Annotated in this window: 11 protein-coding genes; all 11 read right to left on the reverse strand. The window is 66.3% G+C overall.

Going from position 1 to position 14,967, the window contains the following annotated elements; translation table 11 throughout:
• Positions 1-15 precede the first annotated feature (15 nt).
• Positions 16-2,631 carry a DNA gyrase subunit A gene (gene gyrA, locus KK131_RS01315; RefSeq protein WP_214554727.1) on the reverse strand — a complete coding sequence of 872 codons (2,616 nt, stop codon included), beginning with the start codon at positions 2,629-2,631 and terminating at the stop codon, positions 16-18.
• A 138-nt stretch (positions 2,632-2,769) separates the two neighbouring features.
• Entirely contained in the window at positions 2,770-2,982 is a 213-nt protein-coding gene (locus tag KK131_RS01320; RefSeq protein WP_214554728.1) for a hypothetical protein, read from the reverse strand.
• Positions 2,972-3,991, reverse strand: coding sequence for an S-methyl-5-thioribose-1-phosphate isomerase (gene mtnA, locus KK131_RS01325; RefSeq protein ID WP_214554729.1), 1,020 nt, complete (start codon positions 3,989-3,991; stop codon positions 2,972-2,974). The genes KK131_RS01320 and mtnA overlap by 11 nt, the downstream gene beginning before the upstream one ends.
• A gap of 63 nt (positions 3,992-4,054) precedes the next feature.
• A complete protein-coding gene (gene phaC / locus KK131_RS01330; protein ID WP_214554730.1) occupies positions 4,055-5,122 on the reverse strand; it encodes a class III poly(R)-hydroxyalkanoic acid synthase subunit PhaC in 1,068 nt (355 codons plus the stop codon).
• Positions 5,123-5,133: 11 nt separating this feature from the next.
• Positions 5,134-6,198, reverse strand: coding sequence for a poly(R)-hydroxyalkanoic acid synthase subunit PhaE (locus KK131_RS01335; protein WP_250887150.1), 1,065 nt, complete (start codon positions 6,196-6,198; stop codon positions 5,134-5,136).
• 103 nt (positions 6,199-6,301) lie between these two features.
• Positions 6,302-8,407, reverse strand: a complete 2,106-nt coding sequence (pnp, locus tag KK131_RS01340) for a polyribonucleotide nucleotidyltransferase (RefSeq protein ID WP_214554731.1) — start codon at positions 8,405-8,407, stop codon at positions 6,302-6,304.
• An 84-nt stretch (positions 8,408-8,491) separates the two neighbouring features.
• Positions 8,492-8,761, reverse strand: a complete 270-nt coding sequence (gene rpsO / locus KK131_RS01345) for a 30S ribosomal protein S15 (protein WP_007513234.1) — start codon at positions 8,759-8,761, stop codon at positions 8,492-8,494.
• Between the two features lie 167 nt (positions 8,762-8,928).
• Positions 8,929-9,855: a tRNA pseudouridine(55) synthase TruB gene (truB, locus tag KK131_RS01350; protein ID WP_214554732.1), complete on the reverse strand. Its 927-nt coding sequence runs from the start codon at positions 9,853-9,855 to the stop codon at positions 8,929-8,931.
• A 28-nt stretch (positions 9,856-9,883) separates the two neighbouring features.
• Positions 9,884-10,267: a 30S ribosome-binding factor RbfA gene (rbfA, locus tag KK131_RS01355; protein WP_214554734.1), complete on the reverse strand. Its 384-nt coding sequence runs from the start codon at positions 10,265-10,267 to the stop codon at positions 9,884-9,886.
• A 161-nt stretch (positions 10,268-10,428) separates the two neighbouring features.
• Positions 10,429-13,236: a translation initiation factor IF-2 gene (gene infB / locus KK131_RS01360; protein ID WP_214554736.1), complete on the reverse strand. Its 2,808-nt coding sequence runs from the start codon at positions 13,234-13,236 to the stop codon at positions 10,429-10,431.
• Positions 13,237-13,368: 132 nt separating this feature from the next.
• Positions 13,369-14,874 (reverse strand): transcription termination factor NusA, encoded by a 1,506-nt coding sequence (gene nusA / locus KK131_RS01365; RefSeq protein ID WP_214554738.1) that lies wholly within the window; start codon positions 14,872-14,874, stop codon positions 13,369-13,371.
• Positions 14,875-14,967: the final 93 nt, after the last annotated feature.

Genomic DNA, 14,967 nt, shown 5'->3' on the forward strand with positions numbered 1-14,967 from the left:
AGGCGCGTGCCAGGTTCACTCGTCGGTGCCTGCCGGCTCGACCTCACTGGAACCATCGCCACCGGCCGGCGCATTGGCGTCGACGACCTCGGCGTCCTCGCCGTTGTCCTCCTCCGCATCCAACCGCATCACGCTGACCAGGGTCTCGTCGGCAGGCAGGCGGATCAGGGTGACGCCCTGGGTGTTGCGGCCGAGCTGCGAGACTTCCGCCACGCGGGTGCGCACCAGGGTGCCCTGGTCGGAGATCAGCATCAGCTCGTGCGCTTCGGTGACCTGCACGGCGCCGACCAGCGCGCCGTTGCGCTCGGAGCACTGGATGCCGATCACGCCCTGCGTGCCACGGCCCTTCTTGGTGAACTCGGCCAGTTGGGTGCGCTTGCCGTAGCCGCGTTCCGTCGCGGTAAGGATGTCGCCTTCCGCCGCCACGATCAGCGAAACCACGTGGGCGCCTTCGGCCAGCCGCATGCCGCGCACGCCGGTGGCGGTACGGCCCATCGAACGCACGGTGTTCTCGTCGAAGCGATTGACCTTGCCGTTGGAGGCGAACAGCAGGATGTCGCTGTTGCCGTCGGTCAGCTCCACGTTGACCAGCGCGTCGCCGTCGCTGAGCTTGATCGCGAGCTTGCCCTTCTGCAGCTGGAATGCGAACTCGGTCAGCGGGGTCTTCTTGACCGTGCCGTGCTTCGTGGCGAAGAACACGAAGCGATCGTCGGTGTATTCGCGCACCGGCAGCACCGCCTGCACCTTCTCGCCCTCGCCCAGCGGCAGCAGGTTGATGATCGGCTTGCCGCGCGCGCCGGGGCCCGCTTCCGGCATCTGGTAGACCTTGAGCCAGTAGACGCGGCCGGTGCTGGTGAAGGTCAGCAGGGTGTCGTGCGTGTTGACCACCCACAGCTGCTCGACGACGTCCTCGTCCTTCAGCGCCGAGGCCGAACGGCCCTTGCCGCCGCGCTTCTGCGCCCGGTACGTGCTGGCCGGCTGGCGCTTGATGTAACCCGTATGCGACAGCGTGACCACGACGTCTTCCGGCGCGATCAGGTCGAGCACGTTGAGGTCTTCCTGCGAATGCTGGATCTCGGTGCGGCGGGCATCGCCGAACTCGGCCTTGATCGCCTCCAGTTCCTCGCGGATCACTCCCAGCAGGCGGTCGGGGTTCTCCAGGATCTCGATCAGGCCGCGGATGGTCTCCAGGATCTGCCGGTATTCGTCGGAAAGCTTTTCCTGCTCCAGTCCGGTCAGGCGATGCAGCCGCATCGCCAGGATCTCCAGCGCCTGCGCCTCGGACAGCTGGTAGCCGTCGGCCTTCAGGCCGTCGCGCGGATCCATGTCCTCCGGCCGCGACGCGTCGGCGCCGGTGGCGGACAGCAGGGCCCGCACCAGGCCGGCTTCCCAGCGCCGCGAGACCATGCGCTCGCGCGCCTCGGCCGGCGACGCCGAGGTCTTGATCAGTTCGATCATCTCGTCGATGTTGGCCAGCGCGACGGTCAGGCCCTCGAGGATATGCGCGCGGGCACGGGCCTTGCGCAGGTCGAAGATGGTACGGCGGGTGACTACTTCACGGCGATGGCGGATGAACGCCTCGAGAATGTCCTTGAGGTTCAGCAGGCGCGGCTGGCCATCCAGCAGCGCCACCATGTTGATGCCGAACGTCACCTGCAGCTGGGTCTGCTGGAACAGGTTGTTCAACACCACGTCGCCCATCGCGTCCTTGCGGATCTCGATGACGATGCGCATACCGTCCTTGTCGGATTCGTCGCGCAGCTCGCTGATGCCTTCGAGCTTCTTCTCCTTGACCAGCTCGGCGATCTTCTCGATCAGCCGCGCCTTGTTCACCTGATACGGCAGCTCGTGGACGATGATCGTCTCGCGGCCGTTCGACTCGGTCTCGATCTCGGCCTTCGCGCGCACCAGGATGCGGCCGCGGCCGGTACGGTACGCCTCGATGATGCCCGACGAGCCGTTGATGATGCCGTAGGTCGGGAAGTCCGGCCCCGGGATGTAGTGCATCAGCTCGTCTATCGACAGCGAAGGCTCGTCGATCAGCGCCATCGTGGCCGCGATCACCTCGTTGAGGTTGTGCGGCGGGATGTTGGTGGCCATGCCGACCGCGATGCCGGCCGAGCCGTTCACCAGCAGGCTCGGCACGCGCGACGGCAGCACCAGCGGCTCGCGTTCGCTCTCGTCGTAGTTGAAGCCGAAATCGACGGTTTCCTTGTCGATGTCGGCCAGCAGCTCGTGGGTGAGGCGCGACATGCGCACCTCGGTGTAACGCATCGCCGCCGCGTTGTCGCCGTCGACCGAACCGAAGTTGCCCTGGCCGTCGACCAGCATGTAGCGCAGCGAGAACGGCTGGGCCATGCGCACGATCGCGTCGTAGACCGACTGGTCGCCATGCGGATGGTATTTACCGATCACGTCACCGACCACGCGGGCCGACTTCTTGTACGGCTTGTTCCACGCATTGCCCAGCTCGTTCATCGCGAACAATACGCGGCGGTGCACGGGTTTCAGGCCATCACGGACATCCGGGAGGGCGCGGCCCACGATCACGCTCATGGCGTAATCGAGATAGCTCTGGCGCATCTCGTCTTCGATGTTGACGCGAATCACTTCTTTGGCGAGCTCTGCCATCAATCGGCTTCCCTGATAACGAAAAAAGGACGCTGGCGCCGCGCCTCAAGCGCGTGCGCAAGCGACCCGAAATCAACCCCGTGAGTGTATCACGAACGGCATCAAAAAGACAGGATTTAACTATTAAAAATCAATAACTTACGTGGCCGTCCTGGAGCGTTTGGAAAGCATCCGCCGGGCTGTCGAAAAATTGACCAGCGCGGCGATCGCCGAACCGGTCGCCACGGCCAGCGAAAGCCGCCGGCGCAGGCCCGGAAAGTTCACCAGAACCTGCACGACGACCGCGCCGACCGGCAGGCCAAGCGCGCCACCGGCCGCGGCGCGACCTCGCGCGACAGCTTCAGCATCCAAACATCGCCTGCATCGCGATGCTGTTCGGCCGCTCGATCACGCCGCGCTCGGTGACGATCGCGTCGATCAGTTCGGCCGGCGCCACGTCGAACACCGGGTTCCACGCCTGCGCTCCCTCGACCACGGTGCGATGGCCGGCGGTGCCGAGCAGCTCGGCCGGGTCGCGCAACTCGATCTCGATTTCCTCGCCGCTGCCGGTGGCCATGTCGACGGTGGAGGACGGCGCCACCACCATGAACTTCACGCCGTGGTACTTCGCCGCGATCGCCAGCTGGTAGGTGCCGATCTTGTTCGCGGTGTCGCCGTTCGCGGCGATGCGGTCGGCGCCCACGATCACCCACTGCACGGCGCCGGATTTCATCAGGTGCGCCGCAGCGGAGTCGGCGATCAGCTGGGCCGGAATGCCGTCGCGCACCAGTTCCCACATGGTCAATCGGGCACCTTGCTGCCATGGCCGGGTTTCGCCGGCGTAGACCCGCGCGATGCGCTTCGCCGCCACGCCGGCGCGGATCACGCCCAACGCGGTGCCGTAACCGGCAGTGGCCAGCGAGCCGGTGTTGCAGTGGGTCAGCACGCCCGAGCCGGGTGCGATCAACGCGGCGCCCAGCTCGCCCATGCGGCGGTTCGCGGCCAGGTCTTCGTCCTGGATCGCCTGCGCTTCACGCAGCAGCGCATCGGCGTCGGCGCCGGCCGCGATGCGTCTCTTCATCCGGTCCAGCGCCCACATCAGGTTCACCGCAGTGGGCCGCGCTGCGCGCAACGTCGCCAGCACCGGTTCCAGCGGTGCGCCCTGCTGCGCGGCCATCGCCACGCCCCATGCCGCGGCAATGCCGATCGCCGGTGCGCCACGCACGGCCAGGTCGCGGATCGCCTGGGTCACCTGGGCCGCATCGCGACAGTCGATCCAGCATTCCGCACCCGGCAGGAGGCGCTGATCGAGCAGGCGCAGGTGATCGCCCTGCCACTGCACGGCACGGATGGAATCGTGGGTTTCGACGGATGCGCTCATCTGTTCATTATCGCCTGCCATGCAGGTATTTCACACAACAGGCGAGCGCATGCCGGCGCGCAATTACGCGCGCTGGCGCAACCACTGATGGATCGCCGGCGGCACCTCGCGCTGGGCGCGGCCGGACACGTAGATGCCGATGTGGCCGCCCTTGAACGCGAGCTGGGTGTAGTCGGTGGTGCCGACATGCTTGCCCAGCGCGCGCGAGGCATCCGGCGGCACCAGGTGATCCTGCTCGGCGAAGATGTTCAGCACCGGCTGGGTGATCATGCCCAGGTCCACCGGCCGGCCGCCGATCTCGAGCGTGCCCTTGACCAGCTTGTTGCCCTGGTAGAAATCCTTGATGAAATGGCGGAACGCCTCGCCGGCCTGGTCCGGCGAATCGAAGATCCAGCGCTCCATGCGCAGGAAGTTCTCCAGCTCGGCCGGGTTGTCCAGGATGTCGACCATGCCGATGTACTTCTGCTGGTTCAGCCGCAGCGGCTTCAGCGTGAGGTAGATGTAGTTCATCAGCCCCGCCGGGATGTTGCCCATGGTGTCGACGAACAGGTCCACGTCCATGCCGCGGCACCAGTGCGACAGCATGTTGTCCGGCGTATGGAAATCCACCGGGGTGACCATGGTGATCAGGTTCTTCACCTTGTCCGCGTGCAGCGCGGTGTAGCACAGCGAGAACGCGCCGCCCTGACAGATGCCGAGCAGGTTGATCGCATCCAGTCCATGCCGTTCGCGCACCGCGTCGACGCAGCGGTCGAGGTAGCCGTTGATGTAGTCGTCCAGGGTCAGCCAGCGGTCGGCGCCGTCGGGGTAGCCCCAGTCGATCAGGTAGACGTCCTCGCCCTGCTCCAGCAGGTTGCGCACCATCGAGCGGTCGGCCTGCAGGTCGGTCATCCACACTGTGTTGACCAGCGCGTAGACGATCAGCAGCGGCGTCTTCGAGGCGCTCCTGCCGTAGCCGGTGAAATGCCACACTTTCAACTTGTCTTCGCTGTAGACCAGTTCGCGCGGTGTGTTCGCGTACTCGGGCTCGCGCATGCTGCGCAGATGGCCCATGCCGGCGGCGAGCTTGCGCTGGAACGTGGCGATGTCGCCCAGCGCCCTGGCCGGGTCGATGCGCAATGGCGTTTGCATGGCGGGCCTCCTTACTTGCGCTTGCGCGGGCTGGAGCTGGACTTGGACACGGCGGCAGGCTTGCGCGCCACTTTTGCCGGCGCCTTCTTCGCAGCGACCGGAGACTTGGCGGAAGCAGCCTTCTTCGACACAGTTGCCGCTGCCGGGCCATCGGCCAGCTGGCGTTTCAGCGCGGCCAGCTCACGGCGCAACGCCATGATCTCGTCGGCATGATCGGCGGACGCACCGGCCCGGCTGGCGCGAAACTCGCGGCGCAAGGCCTGCAGCCGTTCGCCAAGGCTCGACACTTCGCTGCGCGTCGGCACGCCCAACTGCCGGCAGAGCTGTTCGGTCTGCTGTTGCTGCAACTGGCGCACGCGCATCTGCGTGTTGACCATCTCGCCGTAGACCTCGCGGAACTCGTCGGACAGCGCGATCTCGGCATACGCCTCCTCCGAGGCGTCCACCCACAGGTCGTACAGTCCCTTCAGCGAATCGATCTGGCGACCCGGTTCGGCATGCCGGGCCAGCTTCTCCTGCAGGCGCTGCATGCCCTGCGTGTTGGCGCGCTGAATCAGTTCCTGATAGCGGGTGGTCGCCTGCATCGACTCCAGCAGCGCCGTGGCCAGGGCCTGCTGCTGCATCTGCTGCTCGCGGTTCAGGCCGAACGCCGGCGTCGGCCCGTGCGTGCCCGGCAGGTCGCCGAAACCGCTGTGCTGGGCTGCCTGCATCCACGATCGCCATTGCCGCGCGAAGCCTTCCGCGCCGGCACTGTCGATCCCGCCGAAGGCCTGCGCAAACGGCTGGCTGGCACCACCGAACATCTGCTGCAACTGCTGGCGCCAGTCGGTGGTCGGCTGCTGCTGGGCTGCGCCGCCGGCAGCCGCCTGCATCCAGTCGAAATATCCCTTCAGGCCGGCCAGCGTGCGTTCCAGCATGTCGTTGCCCGCGGCTGACGCCGGTGGCGGCGCGAACGGATTCGCCGCGGGTTGCTGCTGGAACTGGCGCGTCCAGGCATCCCACGACTGCTGTGCCAGCGCCTGGTAATCCCTGATGAAATCATTCGCCGGGTCGGCCATCGGTGCGTCCTCGTGCAAGGTTCATCCATCCTAGCAAAAGCGTGTTGCACAAAATCACCGGCGCCGGAACGCACAAGGCCCGGCATGGGCCGGGCCTTGTGGAATCGCCTTGTCCGGAAACTCAGACGCCAGCGCGTTCTTCTTCGGTCACGGCCTTCATCGACAGGCGGATACGGCCCTGCTTGTCCACTTCGAGCACCTTGACCTTGACGATGTCGCCTTCCTTCAGCTTGTCGGAAACCTTCTCGACGCGCTCGTCGGAGATCTGCGACACGTGCACCAGGCCATCCTTGCCCGGCATGATCGTGACGAACGCGCCGAAGTCCATCAGCTTGGCGACCTTGCCCTCGTAGATGCGGCCCGGCTCGACGTCGGAAACGATCTGCTCAATGCGCTTCTTCGCCGCTTCGCCCGCCTCGCGATTGACCGAGCCGACGATGATGGTGCCGTCGTCGCTGATGTCGATCGTGGTGCCGGTCTCTTCGGTGATCGAACGGATCGTGGCGCCGCCCTTGCCGATCACCTCGCGGATCTTGTCCGGGTGGATCTTGATGGTGATCAGGCGCGGGGCGTACTCGCTCATTTCCGAGCGGGCCGTGGACAGCGCCTTGTTCATCTCGCCGAGAATGTGCAGGCGGCCGCGCTTGGCCTGCTCCAGCGCCACCTTCATGATCTCCTCGGTGATGCCGTCGATCTTGATGTCCATCTGCAGCGCGGAGATGCCGTCGGCGCTGCCGGCCACCTTGAAATCCATGTCGCCGAGGTGATCCTCGTCGCCCAGGATGTCGGACAGCACGACGAAGTCGCCGCCTTCCTTGACCAGGCCCATCGCGATGCCGGCCACCGGCGCCTTCAGCGGCACGCCGGCATCCATCATCGCCAGCGAGGAACCGCACACCGAGGCCATCGACGAGGAACCGTTGGACTCGGTGATTTCCGAGACCACGCGCAGCACGTACGGGAATTCCTCGATCGTCGGCTTCACCGCCTGCACACCGCGCTTGGCGAGGCGGCCGTGGCCGATCTCGCGACGCTTCGGCGCGCCGAAGCGACCGGCCTCACCCACCGAGAACGGCGGGAAGTTGTAGTGGAACAGGAACGGATCCTTCGACTCGCCACCGGGCGCGTCGATGATCTGCGCGTCGCGCGTGGTGCCCAGCGTGACGACGACCAGGGCCTGCGTCTCGCCGCGGGTGAACAGCGCCGAACCGTGGGTCCGCGGCAGCACGCCGACGCGGGCGGTGATCGCGCGCACGTCGTCCAGCTGGCGGCCGTCGATGCGCACCTTGGTCTTCAGCACGCTGTCGCGCATGGTGTGGTATTCGAGCTCCTCGAATTCCTTGGCCATTGCGGCGGACGACCAGCCATTCTCTTCGGCCTGCGCCTTGAGCCCGGCCAACACGTCGGCCTTGATCGCGGAGATCGCGTCGCGACGCTCCAGCTTGTCGCGCACCTGGAACGCTGCGGCCAGCTGGTTGCCGACCGCGCCCTTGACGGCGGCGACCAGCGACTCGTTGCGGGCCGGCGCCTGCCAGTCCCACGACGGCTTGCCGGCCTCGGTGGCCAGTTCGGCGATCGCGCGGATCGCAGTCTGCATCTGCTGGTGGCCGAACATCACCGCGCCGAGCATCACGTCCTCGGACAGCAGCTGCGCTTCGGACTCCACCATCAGCACCGCACCGGCGGTACCGGCGACGACCAGGTCCAGTTGGGAGGTCTTCAGCTCGGTGGCCGACGGGTTCAGCAGGTACTTGCCGTTGGCGTAACCGACGCGGGCAGCGCCGATCGGGCCCTTGAACGGGATGCCGGCCAGGCTCAGCGCGGCGGAGGCGCCGAGCAGCGCCACGATGTCGCCGTCAACCTCGGGGTTCAGCGAGACGACCTGGGCGATGACCTGCACTTCGTTCTTGAAGTCGTCCGGGAACAGCGGGCGCACCGGGCGATCGATCAGGCGCGAGGTCAGCGTCTCCTTCTCGGTCGGACGGCCTTCGCGCTTGAAGAAGCCGCCCGGGATGCGGCCGGCGGAGTAGAACTTCTCGACGTAATCGACGGTGAGCGGGAAGAAATCCTGGCCTTCCTTCTGCTTGGTCGCGGCGACGGCGGTGACCAGCACCACGGTGCCGCCCATGCTGGCCATGACCGCACCGGATGCCTGGCGGGCAATTTCGCCCGTCTCCAGTGTGACTTCGTGATTACCGTACTGGAATGACTTGGTTACTTTTGCCACGTGCTTAATTCCTGCTCTGATTGAGAAGTGCGCCCACGGATGGGCGCCTCTTGATCTTTGCGTTCATGGACGAACGCACGCGAATTACCGACGCAGGCCGAGGCGTTCGATCAGGGTCTGGTAACGCGCAAGATCGCGATCCTTCAGATAGCTGAGCAGGCGCTTGCGCTGGTTGACCAGCTTCAGCAGGCCACGGCGGGAGTGGTGATCCTGCTTGTGTTCCTTGAAGTGGCCGGTGAGATGGTCGATGCGGGCGGACAGCAGGGCCACCTGGACTTCGGTCGAACCGGTGTCGTTCGGCACGCGGCCGAAATCAGCGATGATCTTGCCGGTTTGTTCTGCGGTAAGAGACATGAGGTATACGTTTCCTTGAAAGGCGATGCGAAGCTTGCGCTTGCGTCATCGTGATGACGCAAGCGCAAGCTTCGCCTAGTTGAGTGAAAGCTTTGAAATAACTTGTCTATTCTACTGATGGGAGCGGTGTTTCAACAAGAGCGGAACGGTGTTCCGGGGCAAATCGGTCAGTCCGGCGGCAGGTTGAAGCCACGCAGAATGCGCGCACGCCCTTCGGCATCCGGTTCCAGCAGCGCCAGCAACGCGCCATCGCTGGCATACGCCGCGCAGCGTCCTGCCTCCCGCAAGCCCGGCAAGTCAATCTGCTGGCCGCGTGAAATGGCCATGCTTTGCGTCTCATCGAGCCGCAATACCGGAAGATCGGACAGTCCGGCCGAGACCGGCAGCAACCACGCCAGCAGGGCCTCGTCACCCTGTTCCGCCGCGAGCCGCAGCTGTTCCAGAGTCACCATCTGCGGCTCGCGGAACGGCTCCACCCAGATCCGGCGCAGCGCGGCCAGGTGGGCGCCGCAACCGAGATCCTCGCCCAGGTCCACCGCCAGCGAGCGGACGTAGGTGCCGGAGCCGCATTCCACCAGCAGCTGCAGCGTGTCGCCGTCGCGCGCCAGCAGTTCGAACCGATGCACCTCCACTTCGCGCGGCGGCACTTCCACGGTTTCGCCGCGGCGCGCCTTGGCATACAACCGTTCGCCGCCCTGCTTCAGCGCGGAATACATCGGCGGCACCTGCAGGATGCGGCCGCGCAATTGGGCCAGCGCCGCCTCGATCGCCGCGTCGTCGATCTCCGGCACCGGGCATTCCCGAACGACCACGCCCTCGCTATCGGCGGTATCGGTGGTGATGCCGAGCCGGCATTCGGCCAGGTAGGCCTTGCGTGCGCCCAGCAGGCTGCCGGCCAGCTTGGTCGCCTCGCCGAAACACAGCGGCAGCAGGCCGGTGGCCAGCGGATCGAGCGCCCCGGTATGGCCGCCCTTGGACGCGCGCAGCAACCGGCGCACGGCCTGCAGCGCCTGGTTGGAACTCAGGCCCGATGGTTTGTCGAGCAGCACGATGCCGTGCAGGTCACGGAACTGGATGCGCGGCGGACGATTCATCGGCTCGGTGACGCCCAAGGCTTGCGGTTCAATCCTGCTCGTCGCCGCCCGGCGGCGTCAGGTCGCGCGCCTGCTGGCGCAGCAGCGATTCGATACGCTCGCCCTTGTCGACCGAGTCGTCGTACTTGAACTTCAATTCCGGCACCCGGCGCATGCGCATGCCGCTGTGCGCCAGCGCATGGCGGATCTCGTGGCTCATCTCGTTGAGTGCCTTCACTGCCGGCAACCCCTGCTCGGGCAGCATCGTGGTCACCCATACCGTGGCCCAGTCCAGGTCACGGGTGATTTCCACGTCGCACACGCTGGTCGACGGCAGCCCGTGATCGCGCACGGCCGCATGCACCAGCAAGCCAAGCTCGCGACGCAGTTCGGCACCGATGCGGTCAGTACGTTTGAAGTCGCGGGAGGGCATGAAGAAAGCTCCGAAGGACAATGTCCCTTCTCCCCTCGGGAGAAGGTGCCCCGAAGGGGCGGATGAGGGTACCCGACCCTGCGTGGACTCTGCGACTGGAAGGTTGCGCAAGTCGTGAACCCTCGCCCCAACCCCTCTCCCGACGGGAGAGGGGCTCAAGGTCAGAGCGTGCGCGCCACTTCGGTGCGTTCGAAGCACTCGATCTGGTCGCCCGGCTTGACGTCGTTGTACTGCTTCACGGCGATGCCGCACTCCATGCCGTTGCGCACTTCGTCGACGAGGTCCTTGAAGCGGCGCAGCGATTCCAGCTCGCCTTCGAAGATCACCACGTGGTCGCGCAGCACGCGGATCGGCTTGCTGCGCTTGACCACGCCTTCGGTGACCATGCAACCGGCCACGGCGCCGAATTTCGAGCTGCGGAACACGTCGCGCACCTCGGCGGTGCCGATGATGTCCTCGCGCACTTCCATGCCGAGCAGGCCGGTCGCCGCCTGGGTGACCTGATCGATCACGTCGTAGATGATCGAGAAGTAGCGCACGTCCAGGCCGTTGGTCTCGATCACCTTGCGCGCCGAGGCGTCGGCGCGCACGTTGAAGCCGATGACCAGCGCCTTCGAGGCCGCCGCCAGGGTGGCGTCGGATTCGGTGATGCCGCCGACGCCGGAAGCCACCACGTTGACCCTGACCCGGTCGTTGCCGATCTGGGTCAGCGACTCGCGCAGCGCCTCGACCGAACCCTGCACGTCGCCCTTGACCAGGATGTTGAGCGTCTGCTGCTCCACGCCCTGGCCCATCTTGGCGATGATGTCCTCGAGCCGGTTGCTCTTGCTGACCATGCGCGTCTCGCGCCGCTTGAGCTGGCGCTCCTCGGCGACCTCGCGGGCCAGGCGCTCGTCCTCGACGCAGACGAAGTCGTCGCCGGTTTCCGGCACTCCGGACAGGCCAAGCACCTGCACCGGAATCGACGGGCCGGCTTCGGCCACCTGCTTGCCGGTTTCGTCGATCAGCGCGCGCATGCGGCCATATTCGACGCCGCAGACCACGAAATCTCCCTTGCGCAGCGTGCCCTGCTGCACCAGCACGGTGGCCACCGGGCCGCGGCCGCGGTCCAGGCTGGATTCGATCACCACGCCGGAAGCGCGGCCGTCGACGACAGCCTTGAGTTCCATCACTTCGGCCTGCACCGAGATCGCGTCGAGCAGTTCCTCGACGCCCATGCCGGTCTTGGCCGATACCGGCACGAACTGCACGTCGCCGCCCCAGTCTTCCGGCACCACTTCGTGCTGCACCAGGCCCTGCTTGACGTTGTCCGGGTTGGCGCCTTCCTTGTCCATCTTGTTGACCGCGACGATCAGCGGCACCTTGGCGGCGCGCGCATGCTTCACCGCTTCCACCGTCTGCGGCATCACGCCGTCATCGGCGGCCACCACCAGGATCACGATGTCGGTCGACTGCGCGCCACGGGCACGCATCGAGGTGAACGCGGCGTGGCCAGGCGTATCCAGGAACGTGATCACGCCCTTGGACGTCTGCACGTGGTACGCGCCGATATGCTGGGTGATCCCGCCGGCTTCGCCGGAAGCGACCTTGGTGCGGCGGATGTAGTCGAGCAGCGAGGTCTTGCCGTGGTCGACGTGACCCATGATCGTCACCACCGGCGGACGCGTGACCTTCTCGCCCTCCAGTTCGATGTTCTGGGTATGCGCCGCCAGCGTCTCCTCGGCGTTGTTCTGGTTGTCGGCGATCGGCGTGTGGCCGAGTTCCTCGACCACCAGCACCGCGGTGTCGTGATCGACGGTCTGGTTGATGGTCGCCATCACGCCCATCTTGAACAGTGCCTTGACCACCTCGGAGCCCTTGACCGCCATCTTCTGGGCCAGCTCGGCGACGACGTTGGTGTCGCCCACGACCACTTCGCGCACCACCGGCGCGGTAGGCCGCGAGAAGCCATGCGGACCGGTCGGCGCACTGCTGCTGCCACGCGACAATTCGCGACCGCCACTGCGGCCCGGCTTGCTGCGCTTGCTGCTGGAGGAGCGACGGGCCCGGTCGGCCTCGCTCAGGTGCATCTGGCCACCGGCGAAACGCTTGCCGGCGCTGTCGCGGTCTTCCTTGCCGCCGACGCTGTCGTTGCGTTCACGGGGATGCTTGGGCTTGCCGCGGCTGGCATCGCCAGCAGCAGCCGGGGGAGCCGTGACGCCGGCCGCCGCAACACGGGCCGCCGGAGCGGCGGCCGGAGCAGGAGCCGGAGCCGGCTTGACCAGCTTTTCACGTTTGCGCGGCTCGTGGATGCGCGGCAGGATCATGCCCAGGTCGCGTTGATCCATGCGCTGCACGGTTCCCGCCGCATCATCGCTGGCAGCCCCGGACGCCGCTTCGCCCGCCGATTCCGGCGCCGTCTCGACGTGCTCGGCCGCGGCCGGTTCGGCGGGGCTGGCCACTTCGACCTCGCGCTGTTCCTTTTCGGCCTTCTGCTGCTGCTCGTCCAGGACGCGCTGTTGCGCTTCCGCCTGGCGGCGCTGCTCGGCCTCGACCCGCTCGCGCTCTTCCTGCTCGCGCTGCTGCTGCGATTCCTGCAGCTTGCGCACGGCGTCCTCGCGCTCGGGCTCGGCGCTGGCTTCCTCGGCGATCACGCTGCGCTTGACGTAGGTGCGCTTGGCGCGCACCTCGACATTGACTGTCTTGGCCGCGCCCGTGGCGCCGCGGCCACCCGGCGCGGCCACCTTCAGTTCACCGACCGTGCGGCGCTTCAAGGTGATCTGGCGCGGCGCGCTGTCCTCGACCTCGGCAGCAGCCTCGCTCTTGCCGTGCGTGCGGCGCAGGAAGCCAAGCAGCTTCACCTTCTCGGTGCTGCTGATGACCTGCTCCTGGTCGGAGAATTTCATGCCCGCTTCGCCAAGCTGCGTCAGCAGCTTGTCGACCGGCAGGCCCAGTACCTGGGCGAGTTGTTTGATCGTGACGTCCGACATCGTGTTCTTTGCTCCGCCGTTCCCGCGCTTATCATCTTGTGCGGCGTTGTCTGCGCCGCCACCTCCATCCGTGGTGAAAGGCTTCCCGGAAGCCTTTCTCGGCACACCCTTCCAGGGTGCCGCCGTCCGCGGTTAGCCGCCTTTCTCCAGTCGCGCGATCATCGGTGCGCGCGCGGCCATGATCAGTGCTGCGGCACGTTCTTCGTCCATGCCCTCGATATCGATCAGGTCGTCCACCGCCAGGTCGGCCAGGTCGTCGACCGTGGTCACCGCGCGCGCGGCCAGCACATAGGCCGTCGCTTCGTCCATGCCTTCCAGCGCCAGCAGCTCTTCGGAAGGCTGATGGTCGTCGACACCCTCCTCCACCGCCAGTGCCTCGGTCAGCAGCGCGTCGCGGGCGCGGGCACGCAGCTCCTCGACGATGTCCTCGTCGAAGCCCTCCACCGCCAGCAGTTCGGCGCTGGGCACGTAGGCGATTTCCTCGATGCTGGAGAAGCCTTCCTGCACGAGGATAACGGCAATCTCCTGATCCACCTCCAGCTTGTCCATGAACAGCTGGCGCGCGGCCTCCTGCTCGGACTCGCTCTTGGCGGTGACCTGGTCCTGCGTCATCACGTTGAGCTGCCAGCCGGTCAGCTTGCTGGCGAGGCGCACGTTCTGGCCGCCGCGGCCGATCGCCTGGGACAGCTTGTCCTCGGCCACGGCGATGTCCATCGAGTGCTTTTCCTCGTCCATGATGATGGACTGCACTTCAGCCGGCGCCATCGCGTTGATGACGTACTGCGCCTGGTTCTCGTGCCACAGGATGATGTCGACGCGCTCGCCGTTGAGGTCGTTGGAGACCGCCTGCACGCGCGAACCGCGCATGCCGATGCAGGCGCCGATCGGATCGGTGCGGCTGTCATGCGCCAGCACGGCGATCTTGGCGCGATCGCCCGGATCGCGGGCGCAGCCCTTGATCTCGACCAGGCCCTGGCCGACTTCCGGCACTTCCAGCTTGAACAGCTCGATCATGAACTCAGGTGCGGCGCGCGACACGAACAGCTGCGGGCCGCGGGCCTCGGAACGCACTTCGTACAGGTAGCCGCGCACGCGGTCGCCGACGCGGGCCGATTCGCGCGGAATCGTCTTGTCGCGCGGGATGAACGCCTCGGCGTTGCTGCCCAGGTCGAGGTAGATGTTGCCGCGCTCGACGCGCTTGACGATACCGGTGACCAGTTCGCCCACGCGATCGGCGAATGCGTCGACCACCTGCTGGCGCTCGGCTTCGCGCACGCGCTGCACGATCACCTGTTTGGCGGCCTGCGCGGCGATGCGGCCGAATTCGGCGTTCTCGATCTGCTGCTCGATGTACTCGCCCACCTTGGCGTCGGCGCGCTCGTCCAGCGCGTCCATCAGGCGCAGCTGGTACGACGGCGATTCCATCTCGCCGTCGTCGGCGATGATTTCCCAGCGGCGGAACGTCTCGTACTCGCCGGTGTTGTGGTCGATCGAGACGCGGATGTCGGGCTCCTCGTCCGGATAGCGCTTCTTCGCGGCCGAGGCCAGCGCGGCCTCCATCGCCTCGAAAATCACTTCCAGCGGCACGCCCTTTTCATTGGCGACCGCGTCGACGACCAGCAAAAGTTCTTTGCTCATTGCTGCAACTCCGTAGGCATCCCGTCCGGATGCCGATGGTTGAATTATTGCGTCCGTCCCGGAACACAAAACATTGGAACGCGGCCATGAATG

It is taken from the genome of Rhodanobacter sp. LX-99 (assembly GCF_018599185.1).
Classification (GTDB): Bacteria; Pseudomonadota; Gammaproteobacteria; order Xanthomonadales; family Rhodanobacteraceae; genus Rhodanobacter.

What these genes read in the sequence shown, in the direction of transcription:
- rpsO (WP_007513234.1), bottom strand. Translation starts at nt 8,761, where the DNA reads ATGTCTCTTACCGCAGAACAAACCGGCAAGATCATCGCTGATTTCGGC.
- mtnA (WP_214554729.1), bottom strand. Translation starts at nt 3,991, where the DNA reads ATGAGCGCATCCGTCGAAACCCACGATTCCATCCGTGCCGTGCAGTGG.
- truB (WP_214554732.1), bottom strand. Translation starts at nt 9,855, where the DNA reads ATGAATCGTCCGCCGCGCATCCAGTTCCGTGACCTGCACGGCATCGTG.
- rbfA (WP_214554734.1), bottom strand. Translation starts at nt 10,267, where the DNA reads ATGCCCTCCCGCGACTTCAAACGTACTGACCGCATCGGTGCCGAACTG.
- phaC (WP_214554730.1), bottom strand. Translation starts at nt 5,122, where the DNA reads ATGCAAACGCCATTGCGCATCGACCCGGCCAGGGCGCTGGGCGACATC.
- infB (WP_214554736.1), bottom strand. Translation starts at nt 13,236, where the DNA reads ATGTCGGACGTCACGATCAAACAACTCGCCCAGGTACTGGGCCTGCCG.
- nusA (WP_214554738.1), bottom strand. Translation starts at nt 14,874, where the DNA reads ATGAGCAAAGAACTTTTGCTGGTCGTCGACGCGGTCGCCAATGAAAAG.
- gyrA (WP_214554727.1), bottom strand. Translation starts at nt 2,631, where the DNA reads ATGGCAGAGCTCGCCAAAGAAGTGATTCGCGTCAACATCGAAGACGAG.